Origin of the sequence: Enterobacter sp. N18-03635 (assembly GCF_004006055.1) — a bacterium.
GTDB classification, from domain to species: Bacteria; Pseudomonadota; Gammaproteobacteria; order Enterobacterales; family Enterobacteriaceae; genus Enterobacter; species Enterobacter vonholyi.
Genome location: NZ_CP034769.1, coordinates 2,213,500 through 2,230,211 on the forward strand (window position 1 = coordinate 2,213,500; position 16,712 = coordinate 2,230,211).

18 protein-coding genes are annotated in these 16,712 nt (G+C 56.3%); 12 read left to right on the top strand and 6 right to left on the bottom strand.

Annotation, left to right across the window (positions count from 1 at the left end):
* Positions 1–23: 23 nt before the first annotated feature.
* The gene (gene zinT / locus ELK40_RS11280) at positions 24–665 is read left to right on the top strand and encodes a metal-binding protein ZinT (RefSeq protein WP_127730853.1); all 642 of its coding nucleotides are present in this window, start codon (positions 24–26) and stop codon (positions 663–665) included.
* Positions 666–711: 46 nt separating this feature from the next.
* Here zinT and ydeE read toward each other — a convergent pair whose 3' ends face one another.
* On the bottom strand, positions 712–1,905 hold the full coding sequence (gene ydeE / locus ELK40_RS11285; RefSeq protein WP_127730855.1) for an efflux MFS transporter YdeE: 1,194 nt from the start codon (positions 1,903–1,905) through the stop codon (positions 712–714).
* 194 nt (positions 1,906–2,099) lie between these two features.
* Between ydeE and eamA the strand changes: the two genes are divergently transcribed.
* On the top strand, positions 2,100–3,005 hold the full coding sequence (gene eamA, locus ELK40_RS11290) for an O-acetylserine/cysteine exporter (RefSeq protein ID WP_127730857.1): 906 nt from the start codon (positions 2,100–2,102) through the stop codon (positions 3,003–3,005).
* A gap of 32 nt (positions 3,006–3,037) precedes the next feature.
* Here eamA and marB read toward each other — a convergent pair whose 3' ends face one another.
* Genes marB through marR form a run of 3 tightly spaced genes read right to left on the bottom strand, consistent with a single transcriptional unit; the run spans position 3,038 to position 4,126 of the window.
* A complete protein-coding gene (gene marB / locus ELK40_RS11295) occupies positions 3,038–3,256 on the bottom strand; it encodes a multiple antibiotic resistance protein MarB (protein WP_115875048.1) in 219 nt (72 codons plus the stop codon).
* 33 nt (positions 3,257–3,289) lie between these two features.
* Complete coding sequence (gene marA / locus ELK40_RS11300; protein ID WP_008502237.1) at positions 3,290–3,670, bottom strand: MDR efflux pump AcrAB transcriptional activator MarA; 381 nt, start codon at positions 3,668–3,670, stop codon at positions 3,290–3,292.
* A 21-nt stretch (positions 3,671–3,691) separates the two neighbouring features.
* Positions 3,692–4,126 carry a multiple antibiotic resistance transcriptional regulator MarR gene (gene marR / locus ELK40_RS11305; protein ID WP_111964608.1) on the bottom strand — a complete coding sequence of 145 codons (435 nt, stop codon included), beginning with the start codon at positions 4,124–4,126 and terminating at the stop codon, positions 3,692–3,694.
* Between the two features lie 255 nt (positions 4,127–4,381).
* On the opposite strand from marR, the gene ELK40_RS11310 reads away from it, so the two are divergent.
* Positions 4,382–5,047: a MarC family NAAT transporter gene (locus ELK40_RS11310; RefSeq protein WP_023335699.1), complete on the top strand. Its 666-nt coding sequence runs from the start codon at positions 4,382–4,384 to the stop codon at positions 5,045–5,047.
* Between the two features lie 44 nt (positions 5,048–5,091).
* On the opposite strand, the gene ELK40_RS11315 is transcribed toward ELK40_RS11310, so the two are convergent.
* Positions 5,092–6,288: a sugar transporter gene (locus ELK40_RS11315; protein ID WP_127730859.1), complete on the bottom strand. Its 1,197-nt coding sequence runs from the start codon at positions 6,286–6,288 to the stop codon at positions 5,092–5,094.
* A gap of 177 nt (positions 6,289–6,465) precedes the next feature.
* On the opposite strand from ELK40_RS11315, the gene ELK40_RS11320 reads away from it, so the two are divergent.
* The 3 genes from ELK40_RS11320 to ELK40_RS11330 all read left to right on the top strand — a co-directional run bounded on the left by ELK40_RS11320 (position 6,466) and on the right by ELK40_RS11330 (position 8,647).
* Positions 6,466–7,254 (top strand): PhzF family phenazine biosynthesis protein, encoded by a 789-nt coding sequence (locus ELK40_RS11320; RefSeq protein ID WP_127730861.1) that lies wholly within the window; start codon positions 6,466–6,468, stop codon positions 7,252–7,254.
* Between the two features lie 27 nt (positions 7,255–7,281).
* Entirely contained in the window at positions 7,282–8,073 is a 792-nt protein-coding gene (locus tag ELK40_RS11325) for a PhzF family phenazine biosynthesis protein (RefSeq protein ID WP_127730863.1), read from the top strand.
* A 91-nt stretch (positions 8,074–8,164) separates the two neighbouring features.
* Complete coding sequence (locus ELK40_RS11330; protein ID WP_127730865.1) at positions 8,165–8,647, top strand: GNAT family N-acetyltransferase; 483 nt, start codon at positions 8,165–8,167, stop codon at positions 8,645–8,647.
* Here ELK40_RS11330 and ELK40_RS11335 read toward each other — a convergent pair.
* The gene (locus ELK40_RS11335; protein WP_127730867.1) at positions 8,601–9,479 is read right to left on the bottom strand and encodes a LysR family transcriptional regulator; all 879 of its coding nucleotides are present in this window, start codon (positions 9,477–9,479) and stop codon (positions 8,601–8,603) included. The two genes, ELK40_RS11330 and ELK40_RS11335, sit on opposite strands and share 47 nt — an antisense overlap.
* A gap of 98 nt (positions 9,480–9,577) precedes the next feature.
* Between ELK40_RS11335 and sad the strand changes: the two genes are divergently transcribed.
* The 6 genes from sad to ELK40_RS11365 all read left to right on the top strand — a co-directional run bounded on the left by sad (position 9,578) and on the right by ELK40_RS11365 (position 16,650).
* The gene (gene sad, locus ELK40_RS11340) at positions 9,578–10,966 is read left to right on the top strand and encodes a succinate-semialdehyde dehydrogenase (RefSeq protein WP_127730869.1); all 1,389 of its coding nucleotides are present in this window, start codon (positions 9,578–9,580) and stop codon (positions 10,964–10,966) included.
* 111 nt (positions 10,967–11,077) lie between these two features.
* Positions 11,078–12,667, top strand: coding sequence for a methyl-accepting chemotaxis protein (locus tag ELK40_RS11345; protein WP_127730871.1), 1,590 nt, complete (start codon positions 11,078–11,080; stop codon positions 12,665–12,667).
* A 62-nt stretch (positions 12,668–12,729) separates the two neighbouring features.
* Complete coding sequence (gene glsB, locus ELK40_RS11350; protein WP_111964600.1) at positions 12,730–13,656, top strand: glutaminase B; 927 nt, start codon at positions 12,730–12,732, stop codon at positions 13,654–13,656.
* Positions 13,656–14,012 carry a DUF4186 domain-containing protein gene (locus ELK40_RS11355; protein ID WP_111964599.1) on the top strand — a complete coding sequence of 119 codons (357 nt, stop codon included), beginning with the start codon at positions 13,656–13,658 and terminating at the stop codon, positions 14,010–14,012. The genes glsB and ELK40_RS11355 overlap by 1 nt, the downstream gene beginning before the upstream one ends.
* A gap of 113 nt (positions 14,013–14,125) precedes the next feature.
* Positions 14,126–15,565 carry a GGDEF domain-containing protein gene (locus ELK40_RS11360; RefSeq protein WP_127730873.1) on the top strand — a complete coding sequence of 480 codons (1,440 nt, stop codon included), beginning with the start codon at positions 14,126–14,128 and terminating at the stop codon, positions 15,563–15,565.
* 119 nt (positions 15,566–15,684) lie between these two features.
* Positions 15,685–16,650, top strand: coding sequence for a sensor domain-containing diguanylate cyclase (locus ELK40_RS11365; protein WP_127730875.1), 966 nt, complete (start codon positions 15,685–15,687; stop codon positions 16,648–16,650).
* Positions 16,651–16,712: the final 62 nt, after the last annotated feature.

Here is a 16,712-nt window from a genome sequence, read left to right on the forward strand (position 1 = left end):
TAAAACGGAATGAGGATGTTATCTTGGCTGCACATATTGGAAAATTTGCCATGACTCTGGGGGCGCTGCTGGTCAGCGGCCAGCTGTTTGCTCATTCGCACGGCCATCAGATGACCGAAGCGGAACAGAAGGCGGCGAACGGCGTGTTTGAGGATAAGGACGTGAAGGACAGAGCATTGTCTGACTGGGACGGGACCTGGCAGTCGGTCTATCCGTTCCTGCTCGATGGTTCGCTGGATCCGGTCTTTAAGCAGAAAGCGCAGAAGGATAAAAGCAAATCCTTTGACGAGGTGAAAGCCTACTACCGCACGGGCTATGCGACGGACGTGGATGCCATCGGTATCGAAAATAACGTGATGGAATTCCATCAGGGCAAAGCGGTCAGCCGCTGTCAGTATGATTACAGCGGCTACAAAATTCTGACCTACGCGTCAGGTAAGAAAGGCGTTCGCTATCTGTTTGAGTGTAAGGACGCCGCTAGCAAGGCGCCGAAGTTCGTGCAGTTCAGCGACCACACCATCGGGCCGAAGGCCTCTTCGCACTTCCACATTTTCATGGGCAATACCTCCCACGAGGCACTGCTGAAAGAGATGGATAACTGGCCGACCTATTACCCGAATGAGATGTACAAAGAGCAGGTGGTGGAGGAGATGTTGCACCACTGATGCTTTTTTGCCGGGTGGCGGCTGCGCCTTACCCGGCCTGCATTCGCTACGCCGCTTTGGGTGACTCGCACCAGGCCTTCACGCTCATCCCACGCAGAATCATCAGCCAGGCCATGACGATGGCGACCATCATGATCGCAAACAAGGACCAGTGCGGCAGGTTGGTCAGGATAATACCGGTGATCATCGGGTTTGCCGCCGCGCCGAGCCAGCCCAGCGCCTGGGCGGAGAAATAGCTCGCCTTCATACCCGGTGGGGCAATGTTGTCGATCAGCATGTATTCACCCGGTGCATAGATAATCTCCCCCAGCGTGAAAATGGCGGCAGCGATGCCCCAGTAAACAAGGTTTTCCCCGGAGAGCATAAAACCGCCCAGCCCCAGGATAAAAAACAGGGTGGCGAGGGTCATCAGCGGGCGAATATTGCTGGCTGAGATCTTGCGGCCCAGCGCATATTGCAGCGTCACCACCACGGCGGCGTTGACGGGCAGCACCACGGCGACCACCTTTTCGGCGAAATCACTGTCCGCATGCGCGGCCAGAACGTATTGCGAAATACAGCTCGCGAACGACCCGCCCACGTACGACGCCAGCAGGCCAGAGAGCGTGTACCAGAACAGCGCGCGGTCTTTCAGCAATACCGATGGCTGCCACGGCGTCTTCTCCTCTGCGGTATCTAACGCCACGCTTTTCTGTACAAAGAAATGGATAAAGCCCAGCGGCAGGGCGGCGCAAAAGGCCGCCAGCCAGAACGGCAGCTGCAGGCTATACATCACCAGCAGGGTGCCAATCGGCGGGCCGACCGTCCAGCCAATGTTCAGGAAACTGTAGTTAAGCGAGAAGACCCGTGCCTTCTGGCTGGAGGTGAGCACGTCGGAGAACCAGGCTTTCAGCACCGTCGAAAAGACGGAGTAGGCGCAGTTGATCAGCGCAAAGAACAGCACCACCAGCGTGACGTTATTGACCAGCGGGATCGCCACAAAGCCGGCGATAAACGCCACGATCGCGATCAGCATGTAGCGTTTTTTATCAAACTTATCGGCCAGAATGCCAAATCCCAGGCTGAATACCACGCCAATGGTCAGCGCCACGGTCAGGGCATAACCAATATTCTCAACGCTCATGCTGTAGACGCGCGTGAGATAAATGGTCATGAACGGCAGCGTTGCCCCTCTACCGATGGTTAACAACAATGACGATGCCAGCAGCGCTGCGGTTGAGCGCCTGAGAGATGGTTTCATATTCCTGCCCGACAGTTGCTTATGCTTTTATTAGATGTGTGTTAACAGGATTACCATGACATAAGGGGCTTGTATAGCGCCTGATTTATCCCTAAGTGCTTCAGCTGCCTGCCAGAATTAATGATCTTCTCGCAGCGTGCTTTTTTCTGTTACCTTGAAGTGTTAACAAATTATTAATAATTCAGGGGCAGGGTATGACGCGTAAAGACGGGCTGCTGGCTTTGCTGGTGGTCGTAGTATGGGGGCTTAATTTTGTGGTCATTAAGCTGGGGCTGCACAACATGCCGCCGATGATGCTGGCCGGTTTACGCTTTATGCTGGTCGCTTTTCCGGCCATCTTCTTTGTGGCGCGTCCAAAGATCCCCTTTAAACTGCTGCTGGGCTACGGTCTGACCATTAGCTTTGGCCAGTTCGCGTTTCTCTTTTGCGCCATCAAGTTCGGTATGCCGGCGGGTCTTGCCTCGCTGGTGTTACAGGCGCAGGCGTTCTTTACCATTATTCTCGGGGCGTTTGTGTTTGGCGAGCGCCTGCAGGGCAAACAGCTGGCGGGGATCACCCTGGCGGTGTTCGGCGTGCTGGTGCTGATCGAGGCCAGCCTGAATGGTCAGCACGTGGCGCTGCTCGGGTTTATGCTGACGTTGGCGGCGGGGCTGAGCTGGGCCTGCGGGAATATCTTCAACAAGCTGATCATGCAGCACGAGGCGCGCCCGGCGGTGATGTCGCTGGTGGTGTGGAGTGCGCTGATCCCGGTTATCCCGTTTCTGCTGGCGTCGTGCATTCTCGACGGTCCGGCGGTGATGCTGAACAGCCTTGTCGACATTGATATGACCACGATCCTTTCTCTTGTTTATCTGGCCTTTGTCGCCACCATTGTGGGCTACGGGATCTGGGGATCGCTGCTGGGGCGTTATGAAACCTGGCGCGTCGCGCCGTTATCCCTGCTGGTGCCGGTGGTAGGACTTGCCAGTGCGGCGATATTGCTGGATGAAACGCTGAGCGCGCTGCAGCTGTTGGGCGCCGTGCTGATCATGGCCGGGCTGTACATTAACGTCTTTGGTCTGCGGGTGCGTCGGGCGACGCGGGTAAGCGAAAAGGCATAAAAAAAGCCCCGCGTCTGCGGGGCAAAAACGAATCAGAAGCCGTGCTGATTATAATAAGGCACGCCTAATTCGTCGGATTTGTCGCTACCAGCACCCATGTGGTTGAAATCATAAGGCGACTGGTCATGTGCTGACGGCAAAATCATCGAATCAGGATTATTTTGCTGCGTTGCACGAGGGGTTTGCTCCGCGAAGGTCTGGCTGGAGAACAGCACCAGCAAGGCGAGGGCGGCGGAGGCGATAGCTTTCATGATTTCCTCGGTTACGTCTGTTACAGGCGATAATTAACTACAGTGTTTTAACGGATACAGGTATCGGGATTCGCCCGGCACGCTGGTGATTCGGTACTTATGAGGCGGCACGTCAAAATAGTTTTTGAAAGTACGCGTCAGGGTTTGCTGCGATTCAAAGCCGTAACGCTCCGCCAGATAAAGGATCGGCTCGTTGCTTTCTTTTAGTTTCTGGGCAATTTCCGTCAGCTTGCGGCTGCGAATATATTGACCTAATGAATGGCCGGTCTCTTTTTTGAACATCCGTTGCAGGTGCCATTTGGAGTAACCCGAACGCTCTGACACTTTTTCAAGGGAGAGCGGCGATTCCAGGTTATCCTCGATCCAGTCCAAAATGCTATGAATGGTGATAGCGTCAGTATTGCGTCTGGACATCGTCATACCTCTTTTTTCTGTTTACGGCAGGATTTTCTTCAGCAGAAGCTCAAGGGTTGCCACTTCATCTGCCGTTAAGTTTTTTGTTAGTTCCTGATGCAGTGTTTGTCCTACTAATTGATGACATTTCTCGCACATGGCCGCGCCATCGCTGGTTAGCTTCACCAGTACGCCGCGTTTGTCATTCGGGTTAGGGCTTCGTTCTATCCATCCTTTGCAGACGAGACGATCGAGCATGCGGGTTAACGCACCCAGATCGACAGAGAGCACCTTTTTGAGCTCAACCGGCGTGATACACACTTCGCAGCGAATGGAACACAGCACTTTGAACTGTGTTGCGGTGATATCCAGCGGTGACAGGTAGTCATTGAGCAGGCGATCTTTTTTCTGATTGACCATATGAATAAGACGACCCAGCGGAACAACGTCGTTAAAGATATCACTGGTGCTTTTCACAATGGTTGCCCTGGCAAGTAGTTAGTCACGGCAGATATTATTGCTCAGGCAAGTATAAGTCAACTGAATGAATCAGCCGATGCCACGAATTGCTAAAACGTTTCATGAACTTTTTTTAAGGTGTTTCAAATCATAGAGATAACTTCCTGTTATCTTTTCAGAAGGAAAATAATCGTTACGTTGCGCCCATGGCTGAATGTCACACTTTCCCCCTATAATTGCTGTGTTAAATATGGATAAGGACGACAACGCACTATGTTGGATTTAATAAAAGCAATCAGCCTTGGGCTGGTGGTCTTGCTGCCGTTGGCTAACCCGTTAACGACGGTAGCGCTGTTCCTCGGGCTGGCAGGGAACATGAACAGCGCCGAGCGCAACCATCAGTCGATGATGGCCTCGGTGTATGTGTTTGCCATCATGATGGTGGCTTATTACGCCGGACAGGTGGTGATGAATACCTTCGGGATTTCCATCCCTGGCCTGCGTATCGCCGGTGGGCTGATTGTGGCCTTCATTGGTTTCCGCATGTTATTCCCGGCGCAAAAAGCGCATGAGTCGCCGGAAGCGACCAGCAAATCGGAAGAGCTGGAAACCGAACCGAGTGCGAATATCGCCTTTGTGCCGATTGCCATGCCCAGTACGGCGGGGCCGGGTACCATCGCGATGATCATCAGCTCCGCGTCGACGGTGCGCGACAGCGCAACCTTCCCGGACTGGGTCCTGACGGTGGCACCGCCGCTGATTTTTGCGATTATCGGGGTTATCGTGTGGGCGTCGCTGCGCAGCTCCGGCGCCATTATGCGCTGGGTGGGCAAGGGCGGTATCGAGGCGATTTCTCGTCTGATGGGCTTCTTACTGGTCTGTATGGGCGTGCAGTTTATTATTAACGGCGTGCTGGAGATTATTAAGACCTATCATTGATGTGATTGCCGGGTAGGCGCAGCGCTGCCCGGCATAAATAAACCTTACCCGTGCTGCCCCTGTTCCTCCAGCGCCACCGGCCACTTACGGAAGATGAGCACTGACCAGATCAGCGCCACCAGTGCCGGAATGGCACCCAGATAGCCAATCGCCGACATCGACACGTGCAGTATGACCTGATTTCCCACCAGCGCACCCGCGCCAATGCCGAGATTGAAAATCCCCGAGAACAGCGACATGGCGACATCCGTTGCATCCGGTGCCAGGGCCAGGACTTTCACCTGCATGCCGAGACCAATAATCATGATCGCCACCCCCCAGAACAGGCTGAGGATTGCCAGATGGCTTTCGCTGCCCGCGGCAGGCATCAGCAACAGCAGGCAGGCCAGCAGCAGAGCAATAGCGCAGCTCACCAGCGTCGAGGCATGCCGGTTACCCAGCTTGCCGAACAGCACGCTGCCAATAATGCCCGCGCCGCCGAGGATCAGCAGTAATACGGTGGCAAAGTTGGCGCTAAAGCCCGCCACCACCTGCACAAACGGTTCAATGTAGCTGTACGCCGTGTAGTGTGCCGTCACGACGATGGCGGTCAGCAGGTAGATGCTCAGCAGCGCAGGGCGACGCATCAGCAGCGGCAGGCTTTTCAGCGAGCCGGAATGTTCGCTCGGCAGCGCGGGCAGAAGTTTAATCAGACACACCAGCGTCACCAGCGCGCCCATGCCGATAGCGAAGAAGGTGGTACGCCAGCCGAAGTATTGCCCCACGATGCGGCCAATCGGCAGACCCAGCACCATCGCCAGTGCGGTACCGGTGGCAATCAGGCTCAGCGCCTGGGCGCGTTTACCCGCCGGTGCGAGTCGAATAGCCAGCGAGGCGGTGATCGACCAGAACACCGCATGGGCAAAGGCAATGCCGATGCGGCTAATGACCAGCACCGTAAAATTCCACGCCATAAACGACAGTACGTGGCTCGCGATGAACAAGACAAACAGGCCGATCAACAGCCTGCGTCGCTCCATCTGGCTGGTCAGCAGCATAAACGGCAAGGACATCAGCGCCACTACCCAGGCGTAGATGGTCAACATAATGCCTACCTGAGCCGTTTCCATCTGAAAACTTTCAGCGATGTCAGACAACAGCCCAACCGGAACAAATTCTGTGGTGTTAAAAATAAACGCGGCAATGGCCAGCGTGACCACGCGTAGCCACGCAACCCTGCGGGAAACTGTGTTCGTTGTCATAGGGATGTCGGAGATTCGTTGCTGAAAAGAAGAGGAGACGATCTTAAAACGTTGAACGGCGAAAACTCAACCATTATGTGATGCAGATCTCAAAATTTACCTTGTGAAAGCGGTAGCCGGGAACGCTGTTTTCATTGAATATAAAAGAACAACACAATAAAAACAGGCGGTAAGACAATGCAGGAGATTGATTTTTATCTGATCGATGCGTTCAGCGATATCACGTTCGGCGGCAACCCGGCTGCCGTTTGTCCGCTCAAGGAATGGTTGCCCGATGAGACCTTGCTGAAGATGGCGCAGCAGCATAATCAGTCGGAAACGGCTTTTTTCGTCTGCACTAAAGGGGGCATTGAGCTACGCTGGTTTACCACGCTTACAGAGGTCAATCTCTGCGGCCACGCCACCCTTGCCGCTGCGTACGTCCTGTTTAATGAACTGGATTACCCCGACTCGCGGATCCACTTTGACACCGCCTCTGGCCGCCTGACGGTAACCCGGGAGGGGGAATGGATGACGCTGGACTTCCCGGCATGTCCAACCCATCAAGAGACACCTCCGCCGGAGATGCTCTCGGCGCTGGGTATCAGCCGCTACGTTGAAGCCCGTAAGGGGCGCGCATGGCTGATCGTGCTGGAAAATCGCCAGCAGGTCGAGGCGCTTGCGCCACACTTTTCGGCGATGACGCCGGGCGAGCATAAGGTGAGCGTGACGGCGCGCGGTGAGGGGGAATACGATTTTGTCAGCCGCTTTTTCTCCCCCGGCGTTTCCGTTCCGGAAGACCCGGTCACCGGCTCCGCGCACACGATGCTGATCCCGTACTGGGGTGAACAGCTGGGGAAAACAGCCATGCTTGCCCGTCAGGTTTCCGCGCGCGGCGGCGACGTGCGCTGTGAGCTGAAAGGCTCGCGCGTGCTGATGAGCGGACAGGCTTCACTTTATCTGAAAGGCACAGTTTTTCTGCGCTAAATACCCATAACAAGAGAGGAAGAGACAATGCAGGAAATTGATTTTTATCTGGTGGATGCCTTCAGCGACAAAACCTTTGGCGGCAACGCGGCAGCGGTATGTCCTCTGGAAGAGTGGCTGCCTGACGAGACGCTGCTCAAAATGGCGCAGCAGCATAACCAGTCTGAAACCGCCTTTTTCGTGCGCACCGACAGCGGGTTTGAGCTGCGCTGGTTCACCACGCTGGATGAAATTAACCTCTGCGGTCACGCTACGCTTGCCGCATCGCACGTTATTTTCGAATACCTCGACTATCCGCACACTGAAATCACCTTCACCACCCGCTTCGTGGGCGAGCTGACGGTGAAACGCAGCGGCGACTGGCTGACGCTGAACTTCCCGGCGTGGTCAACGGAGGTTGTCGAGAACCCACCTGCGCTGCTGTTTAGCGCGCTGGGCATCACAGAGGCAAAAGAGGTGCGCGTCGGACGTGATTACCTGGTGGTGCTGGAGAGCCAGCAGCAGGTGGAAGCGTTAACGCCGGATATTGGGGCGCTGCTTCCGCTGGATAAAATGGTCTGCGTGACGGCGCCGGGAGAAGAATATGACTTCGTCAGCCGCTTCTTCTGCCCGGGCGAAGGGGTGCCGGAAGACCCGGTCACCGGATCTGCCCACAGCATGCTGATCCCTTACTGGAGCGAAAAGTTGGGCAAAACGTCGCTCAACGCCCGCCAGGTGTCACACCGTGGCGGAGATCTGCGCTGCGAGCTGAAGGGCGATCGCGTGCTGATCGCCGGTCAGGCCACCCTGTATCTGAAAGGGCGTGTCTTTTTGCGCTAACAGAGCGGAGCGATAAGTTAATACTATGAAGCACCCTGGCAGGCCTGCGCTATGTTGAAATTTAGCCTCATAAAAAAGCAAGGAGCCTGCCATGTATTCCATTACCTCTGAATCTGCACGTCACCCGGACATCCTCAGTCTGATCGCGGCGCTTGACCGCTATCAGAGCGAACTCTATCCCGCTGAAAGCAATCATCTGCTCGATCTGGCTTCGCTGCCGGAAGCCTCGCTGATCCTGATGGTCATTCGCGACCAGCAGCTTCAGGCCGTTGGCTGCGGCGCAATCGTGCTCAACGGCGACGGAACGGGCGAGATGAAGCGGGTTTATATCGATCCGGCCCATCGCGGGCAGCATCTCGGCGAGACGCTGCTGGCCGCCCTGGAAGATGAGGCCCTGAGCCGTCATTGCCACACGGTACGGCTGGAGACCGGTATTAAACAGCGCGCCGCGGTGCGTCTTTATGAACAGTGCGGATACGATTTACGCCCGGCGTTTGCCCCGTACGTTGACGACCCGCTCAGCCTGTTTATGGAGAAGGCGCTGGTTGAAGACGTTCGTTTAGCAGCGCTATAAAGGCCTCCAGCTGGCGGGTCATCGCCCCGCGTCGCCACACCAGCCAGGTCGTGAGCCACCGCCAGTTTTCCGCCAGCGGCCAGGCTTCAATCTGATGATGCCCGGGCATACTCTCCAGCATTGAGCGCGGCATCAGCGCGATGCCTGCGCCCGCGATAACGCAGGCGAGCATGCCGTGATAGGACTCCATCTCATGAATGCGGCCGGGCGCGGCGCGGTCAGCATGAAACCAGCTCTCCAGGTGTCGACGGTACGAGCAGTTGGCGCGAAAAGCGTAAACGTCGCTGCCGCTAACCTGCGCGGCGCGTGCGACCTCCGCGTGCCCGGCAGGCGTGACCAGCATCATTTCCTCCCGATAAACCGGCATGCCTTCCAGCTCCGGGTGCGACAGCGGCCCGTCGACGAAGGCGGCGCTGAGGGTTCCCTCCAGTACGCCATCGATCATCGTCCCGGATGGCCCGGTAGAAAGGGCAAACTGGATGCGCGGATAGCGCTGGTTAAACTGCGCCAGCGTTTCAGGAATGCGCACGGCTGCGGTACTTTCCAGCGCGCCGAGGGCAAATAACCCCTGCGGCTCATCTCCCGCTACAACCATGCGCGCTTCATCCACCAGGGCGAGGATTTGCTTGCTGTAGCGCAGGAAGTTATGCCCGGCCGGGGATAAGCGCAAACGCTGGTTCTCACGAATAAACAGCTCAACGCCAAGATCGGCTTCCAGCTGGCGAATGCGGGTCGTCAGGTTAGACGGCACGCGATGCACCTTCTGCGCCGCCTGGGTGATACTGCCCGTCAGTGCGACGGCGTTAAACATTTCAAGCTGGGTTAAATCCATAATGTTCTCGTTTCGTGAATAAGGTGGTTAGTATTATTCATTTTTAAGAAATAGCAGAGTGAGCCACAATTAATCAACCGAAACACGTGGAGAACAACATGACTTATTCATCTGCTACACATGCCTTCTCTGTCAGCCCGGCCACGGGTGAAACCCTCTCAACCTGGCCTTGGGCGACGCCGGAACAGGTTGACCGCGCAATTTCTCAGTCCGACGCGGGGTACCGCCAGTGGCGTCGTGAAAGCGTTGCCCACAGGGCGCAAAAGCTGCGCGATCTCGGCGCAGCGCTGCGACACCGCGCGGAAGAGATGGCGCAGACGATCTCCCGTGAAATGGGCAAACCCATCCTGCAGGCGCGGGCGGAAGTGGCAAAATCCGCGGGTCTGTGCGACTGGTATGCCGAGCACGGCCCGGCGATGCTGCGTGCGGAGCCTACGCTGGTGGAAAACCAGAACGCGGTCATTGAATACCGTCCTCTGGGGCCGATCCTCGCGGTGATGCCGTGGAACTTCCCTCTCTGGCAGGTGCTGCGCGGCGCGGTGCCAATTCTGCTGGCCGGTAACAGCTATCTGCTCAAACACGCCCCCAACGTGCTCGGCTCTGCGGATCTTATCGCGCAGATCTTTGCGGATGCGGGTTTCCCAGAAGGCGTGTTCGGCTGGGTGAACGCCACCAATGACGGCGTCAGCCAGGCGATTAACGATCGTCGTATTGCGGCGGTGACCGTCACCGGCAGCGTGCGTGCCGGGGCTGCCATTGGTGCTCAGGCGGGGGCCGCGCTGAAAAAATGCGTGCTTGAGCTGGGTGGCTCAGACCCGTTCATCGTCCTCAACGATGCCGACCTGGATCTTGCCGTGAAGGCGGCGGTGGCGGGTCGCTATCAGAATACCGGGCAGGTGTGCGCGGCGGCCAAACGCTTCATTGTGGAAGAGGGTATTGCGAAGAACTTTACACAGCGCTTTGTCGATGCAGTTGCTGCGTTAAAGATGGGCGCGCCGGAAGAAGAAGAGAACTACCTGGGCCCGATGGCGCGGTTTGACCTGCGCGATGAACTGCATCAGCAGGTGCAGGCGACGCTTGCAGAAGGGGCAACGCTGCTGCTGGGCGGAGAGAAGATCGGCGGTGAGGGGAACTATTACGCGCCAACCGTGCTGGCGAACGTTACCCCGTCGATGACGGCCTTCCGTCAGGAGCTGTTTGGTCCGGTCGCGGCCATTACGGTCGCGAAAGACGCGGATCACGCCCTGACGCTTGCCAACGACAGCGACTTTGGCCTGTCTGCGACGGTCTTCACCGCTGACGCAGAGCTTGCGGATAAATTCTCGCGCGAGCTGGAGTGCGGCGGCGTGTTTATCAACGGCTATAGCGCCAGCGATGCGCGCGTGGCCTTCGGTGGCGTGAAGAAAAGCGGCTTTGGACGCGAGCTTTCCCACTTTGGGTTGCACGAGTTCTGTAACGCGCAGACGGTATGGAAGGATCGCGTGTAATCCTTAATTTCGGCCCTCAGCACGAGGGCCGTTGTCACTAATCTGCAATGGTTCTGTCATTTTCATTTCGTAGACTCGCTCGCGTCTAACGCCTTGTAAATGAAGCTAATTATGAACCTAACGCAAATTTTTCGCCGTATTGCGCAGCGTCTTACTCCCCGTCACTTTGGCCTGTTGACGGGGATCTTTTGTATTATTGGCCTTTTCTCCGCGCTGCAGCTCTCCTCGTCATTTCTGCTTAACGCCTCCCTGAACGACGCCCAGCGCAACGAGCAGCAAAACCTTCTGGCATGGCAGCAGCAGAGCAAGCTGGATCAGGCCCGTGTTTCCCTGCTGGCGGCAAGCGACCTGCTTAACCGGTCCGGCGTCTGGTTTATGCAGGATAAAGAGACCGGATCCGACGGGAGCTGGCATAGCCTGATGGATGATGCGCAAAAGGCGCTGACGGTGTCTCAGCAGGCGTGGAAGGCCTGGCTGGCGCTGAATCCGCCGAAAGACGACGCGCTGGTGAACAGCTATCAACTTTTCTACGGCGCGATCGAAGAGCAGGCTGAAGGTCTGGTCAAAACCAACACCATCGACGCTTTTTTTGCCGTCCCGGCGCAGGCGTTTCAGACGGATTTTAACGACAACTATGCGCGCTATCAGCAGGCAAGCGAGAAGCTGGCCATGCAGGGGCGCCAGAGCCTCATGGCACAGCTATCCGGCCTGCAAACGTTGTTCCTGTTTGCGCCTGTGCTGTTGCTCGCCATCGCGGTTATCGTGTGGTTCGGCATGTCGAGATGGGTGATTACGCCGCTTCGTCGGCTCATCGCGCATATCAACCGGCTGGCAGCAGGGGATATCTCCGGCACGCCGCCCAACGTCATGCGCTTCAACCGGGAGATAGGGCAGCTCAGCGACAGTATCGCCACGATGCAGCACGGCCTGCAGCAGCTGGTGACGCAGGTCAGCCATGCCACCGCCACGATGGTGGAAAACATCGGCTCCCTGGCGGAGGGTAACCAGAAGCTGTATCAGCAGTCAGCGCGTCAGGCGAAAGAGCTTGAGGATGTGACGGCGCATATCGCGTCGCTGGAAAGCCATGTGGAAGGGAATACCGGCTATGCCAGGCTCGCCAGCTCGCGGGCCGATGAGGCGCGCCAGGCCGCCGTGGGCGGCGACCAGATAATGTTAACCGTAAACGCGTCCATGCAGGCGATCGTCGACCGATCGTCTGAGATGCGCGGGATCGTGGCGATGATCGACAGCGTGGCGTTTGAGACCAACATCCTGGCGCTCAATGCCGCCATCGAAGCTGCCCATGCAGGAAACCAGGGACGCGGGTTTGCCGTCGTCGCCCGGGAGGTCGGTCTTTTGGCCAGAAAGAGCAGCCACTCGACGCAGACCATACAGGAGCTGATCAACCGCTCGCTGCAGGGCATTGAAGACGGTTCCCGCGCCGTCACCCTGATGGAAGAGAATCTCCAGCAGGTCACCGGGCTGGTGGGCAATCTAAGCAGTTTGCTTAATGAGATCTCCACCGCCACGCTCAGCCAGGGAGAGAGTATTCACCAGATGACGCGTCAGCTTCAGGCGCTGAATCAGGTCTCCCGTCAGACGGATTTGCTGGTCTCAGACGCCTCGGATGCCTCAGAGCGGCTGCAAAAGCAATCCGATCTTTTATTGCAGGCCGTTTCGCGTTTTCGTCTTAGCGCCTGACGTAATACATAAGCCTCTGTTATACTCGCAGCCCGTTTTAGCCTGAGGGCAAGGAGCAAAGTGTGGCTGCGGTCATCCATAATGAGATGTTGGACGAGATTCTGGCGCAGGTTCGTCCGTTAATTGGAAAGGGGAAGGTTGCCGACTATATTCCGGCCCTTGCCTCGGTAAGCGGGAATAAGCTGGGCATCGCTATCTGTACCATAGACGGACAACGATTCCAGGCAGGCGATGCCACTGAACGTTTTTCCATTCAGTCCATTTCGAAAGTGCTGAGTCTGGTTGCAGCGATGCGCCAGTACGAAGAAGAAGAGATTTGGCAGCGCGTGGGTAAAGATCCTTCCGGCCAGCCTTTTAACTCGCTGCTTCAGCTCGAAATTGAACAGGGGAAACCGCGAAACCCCTTCATCAATGCCGGGGCGCTGGTGGTCTGCGATATGCTGCAAAGCCGCCTCAGCGCTCCGCGCCAGCGAATGCTTGAGATTGTTCGTCAGCTCTCGGGCGTTGACGATATTGCCTATGATGCGCTGGTAGCGCGCTCGGAGTTTGAACACTCCGCCCGTAACGCGGCTATCGCGTGGCTGATGAAATCCTTCGGTAATTTCCACAACGACGTGGCGACTGTCCTGCAAAACTACTTCCATTACTGCGCCCTGAAAATGAGCTGCGTTGAGCTGGCTCAGACGTTCCTGTTCCTTGCGCATCAGGGTCATGCGCCGCATCTCGATCAGGAAGTGGTTTCTCCTCTACAGGCTCGCCAGGTTAACGCGCTGATGGCCACCAGCGGGATGTATCAAAACGCCGGTGAGTTTGCCTGGCGCGTTGGATTGCCAGCTAAATCGGGCGTTGGCGGCGGAGTCGTGGCGATTGTGCCGCACGAAATGGCGATTGCAGTCTGGAGCCCGGAACTGGATGAAACGGGAAATTCGCTTGCCGGTGTCGCGGTTCTGGAGAAACTGACCCAGCGTCTGGGACGTTCCGTATACTGATGTCCGATCTTGATCCTCTTTTTTCCCGCCTGGCGCGATCGACATTTCGCTCGCGCTTTCGCTTAGGCGATAAGGAACGACAGTACTGCTGGGACAAAGGCCCCGAAACCATTGACCAGCATGCCGCGGATTTTGTCGAAAAGCGCCTTGCGCCTGCACACCCTGCAAACGACGGCAAGCAGACGCCCATGCGCGGACACCCGGTGTTTATCGCCCAGCATGCCACGGCCACCTGTTGTCGGGGCTGTCTGGCAAAATGGCATAACATTCCACAGGGTGTGACGCTCACTGCGCAGCAGCAAAATTATATTGTCGGCGTCATTCACCACTGGCTGGTGTTGCAAATGAACGCCTAAATTTGACGAGTTATGCTCCTGTGTTATTTGTGTTATAGATGCATCCTAAGTTAGTCCCAATCGTGCTGACGACCGCAATAATTGCCGTAAGCTTTCATATGGAATGATATTTAATGCGTTCTGCTCTTACTGCCTTCAGGCCGTTCCAGGTTGACACGCCGCTGCGAAATGCATCGACGATCTTTATCCTCACCACCTTATTCTATTTTGTGGGCGCGGAGTTACGGCTCGTTGAGGCCCTCTCTCTGTTCTGGCCGCTGAATGGCGTCATGGCAGGGATCTTCGCCCGCTATGTTTACCTGAATCGCCTGCACTACTATGCGGTATGTTATGTCGCGATGCTGTTGTACGACGCGGTGACGACCAACTGGGGTATCGCTTCAGCGGTGATCAACCTGTCTAACATGATCTTTATCGTTGCCGTCGCCGTGCTGATTCAGCGCGACAAGCGGCTAACGAAGAAAACCCCCGATCCGCTTAACGCATTACGCCTGTTTAACTACTGCCTGATTGCCGCGCTGCTTTGTGCCTTGCTCGGCGCGGTGGGGTCGGTTGGGATTGACAGTCACACCTTCTGGCCGCTGTTTGCCGACTGGTTTAGCGAGCAGTTCTCAACCGGCGTGCTTGTTGTGCCTTGTATGCTCACGTTACGCATGCCCGGGCGTGAACTCAGGTTACGTCTGGAGCAGTTGCTGCCTGTGATTGCGCTGATCGTCTCGGTGGTCGCTTCGGTGGTGATTGGCGGAGCGGGGAGCCTCTCGTTTCCTCTGCCTGCACTTATCTGGTGTGCGGTTCGTTACTCATTGCCTGCGACCTGTCTGCTAACGTTTATCACGGGCGCCACTGAAATTATTCTGGTCGCCAACTCGATTATTAACATTGCCGTGGCGACGCCGTTTACCACCCCAATGATGTTTTCAGCCCGGCTGGGGATCGCCACGATGGCGATCTGTCCGGTGATGGTCTCCGTTAGCATGGCGGCGATTAACTCTCTGATCCGTCAGGTTTCGCTCAGGGCGGATTATGACTTTTTAACGCACGTCTATTCGCGTTCCGGGCTTTATGAGGCGTTAAAGCAGGAAGAAACCTACCGGCATACACGTTTTCTGACCGTCATGCTGTTGGATATTGATTATTTCAAAAGCATTAATGATAACTACGGCCACGAGTGCGGAGACCGCGTGCTGGCGTCGTTTGCCCGACAGGTTCAGCAGGTTGTCGGTGAAGACGGCATGGTGGCGCGCATGGGCGGGGAAGAGTTCGCGGTGGTAGTTAATTCAGGCGACGCGCAGCACGGTTTTGAACTGGCTGAACGTATCCGGTCCACCGTGGCCAGCCATCCTTTTACATGGCGTCACCAGACCCTCTATCTGACGGTCAGTATTGGCCTCGGAAGTGGAAAGGCAGAGTCATGGCAGTTGACCGAGGTCTTCAACAAGCTCATGGCCGAGGCGGACGATCATCTCTATCGTTCAAAAAAAGCGGGTCGAAACCGTACCAGCGCCCGGGTGGCGGACGAGCAAATTGCTACGCCTTCCGGGAGTGAAACATAGCTGCGTTAATCGTCATAAGGCATTGACGTGAATAGTAAGCGGCTTAACAGGACGTCAGAACACTGACAATGTCTCTGTTTAAGCTACGCTTTTAGTAACGCTTTACGTCAGGAGACATTATGAAAGAACCTGCAACCCCTGAAAATGAAACGGAACGTCTCAACTCGCTGCGCGAGTCTGGTTTGCTTGAGATTGACAGTTCCCCGGCGTTTGACCGCTTAACGCGTCTGGCAAAACGCTTTTTCCAGGTGCCGCTGGCGATGGTCAATCTTATCGATGAGCATTCGCTGATCGTCAAGTCGGCTGATGGTCAGGCACCGAGCGCCGTTCCGCGTAACATCTCATTCTGTGGACATACGATCCTTACCGAAGCGCCGCTGGTGGTGGGAGATATGCTTCAGGACGATCGCTTTGCGGATAATCCGCTGGTGGCCGGTGAGCCGCGCGTGCGGTTTTACGCGGGCTTCCCGCTGCGCCTGCGTGACGGCGCGAGCGTGGGCTCGCTGTGCCTGATTGATTACGCTCCCCGTGAGTTTTCAGCGTCCGACCTCGCCGTGCTGGGAGACCTTGGCGCGCTGGCAGAGGATGAATTTGCTGCCATCAGTGCGGCGACCACGGATGAATTAACCGGGTTATTCAACCGTCGGGGCTTTAATCAGCTTGTGCGTTTCACGCTTTCCGTTGCCCGGCGCCGGGCTGAGCCGCTGACGCTTGGCTGGCTGGATTTGGATCGTTTTAAGGAGATTAACGATCGCTACGGCCATGAAGAGGGAGATAAGGCGCTGAAAGCCATGGCGCAACTGATGCGCAACTCTTTCCGTGAAGCAGATCTACTGGTGCGTTTTGGCGGGGACGAGTTCGCCGTGCTGTTTGCGGATACGGATGAGCAGGGGGCCTGGATTGCCATGCAGTATCTCGCTGAGCAGGTGGAACACTATAACGCCCGCAAGCTGCATCCCTGGTCGCTTCATTTCTCATGGGGGCTTAGCGAATTCGATCATAACGGCAACGATCTGCAGCAGTGGTTAAAAGATGCCGATGAAAAGATGTATGCCATGAAACAGCAGCGCCAGCGCGCCCGGTGACATAACAAAAGCCTATGTTCGATCCGTTTGCGTTAAGAAGATGTTAAATGCACAGTGATGGT